1 protein-coding gene and 1 pseudogene are annotated in these 1,190 nt (G+C 69.7%); one reads left to right on the plus strand and one right to left on the minus strand.

What is annotated here, in order from left to right; translation table 11 throughout:
* Positions 1-181, minus strand: a 181-nt coding sequence (locus MFF55_RS24740) for a hypothetical protein (RefSeq protein ID WP_238246776.1), incomplete at its 3' end; no start/stop codon positions are given.
* On the opposite strand from MFF55_RS24740, the pseudogene MFF55_RS24745 reads away from it, so the two are divergent.
* Positions 180-1,140 (plus strand): annotated as a pseudogene (locus MFF55_RS24745) (IS110 family RNA-guided transposase). The gene MFF55_RS24740 and the pseudogene MFF55_RS24745 sit on opposite strands and share 2 nt — an antisense overlap.
* Positions 1,141-1,190 lie beyond the last annotated feature (50 nt).

Genomic DNA, 1,190 nt, shown 5'->3' on the forward strand with positions numbered 1-1,190 from the left:
CCTGTATCTTGATGGGGCTGCTGTAGAGTAGCGGGAGCAGGCGCAGCTCGGTGGGTCCCTGATCGGTCGAGATCGTGATTCCGGCGCGGGCGCGCCTGCTTGATAGCCCTCGATCGAACAGTCGCTTGGGCCCCAGCCAGGCCATCCCGACCTGCGCGGGCAGCCCGCATACAGGTCCCATGGCAGCTTCTCTGGCAGTTCCTCTCGCCGCCGGCATCGATGCCGGCCAGCGCTACCTCGATCTTGGTCTCGCGCCCACCGGCGCGACCGCCCGCTACAAGAACGAGCCAGGCGACATCGCCCGCTTGGTCGCACATCTGCGCCGGGAGGGCGTCGCCCGCGTCGTGCTGGAGGCGGTGGGCTCTTATGCCCAGCCCCTCGTCCATGCCCTGGTCGCAGCCGGCCTGAGCGTCGGCGTCGTCAACCCGCGCCGGATCAAGGCGTTTCGCGAGGCCGAAGGGCGCCGCGCCAAGACCGACCGGCTGGACGCGAAGCTCATCGCCCGCTTTGCTCTCCTGATGTCCGATGCCGTCCGTCCCCTGCCCGATGCCGCAGCACTCGCACTTAAGGCGCTCTCCACCCGCCGCCAGCAGCTCGTGGCGATGCGCGCCCAGGAGAAGACCCGCCTCAAGCAGGCCCACGAGCCCCGCGTGATCGAGAGCCACAAAGCCACCATCGTGGCGCTGGACGCCGCCTGCGCCGGCATCGAGGCCGAGCTTGCCGCCCGCATCGCGGCAGATCCCGAGCGGGCCGAGGCACAGGCCCTCCTCGTTTCCCTGCTCGGCATCGGGCCTCGCGTGGCCGGCGTGCTGATCAGCGACCTGCCCGAGCTCGGCCACCGCGACCGCAAGAGCATTGCCAGCCTGGCGGGCCTGGCACCCCACGTCAGCCAGTCGGGCAACGCCCCGCCCCGCGCCATGATCGCGGGCGGGCGTCCCTGCGCGCGCGGCCCTATACATGAGCGCGTTGGTGGCCGTCCGACACGATCCCAGTCTCAAGGCCGTCTACGACGCCCTGCGCCAACAGGGCAAACCCGCCAAGCTCGCCCTGATCGCCATCGCACGCCGCATCCTCGTCACCGCCAACGCCGTCCTCAAGTCCAAAACACCCTACAATCCCCAAATCCCGCTTGACCGCTAAGACAGTCGCCGGATCGGGTTGCGCTCACGCTCCACCCGTCCGGGAAAGGG

The organism is Methylobacterium iners (genome assembly GCF_022179305.1).
GTDB classification, from domain to species: domain Bacteria; phylum Pseudomonadota; class Alphaproteobacteria; order Rhizobiales; family Beijerinckiaceae; genus Methylobacterium; species Methylobacterium iners.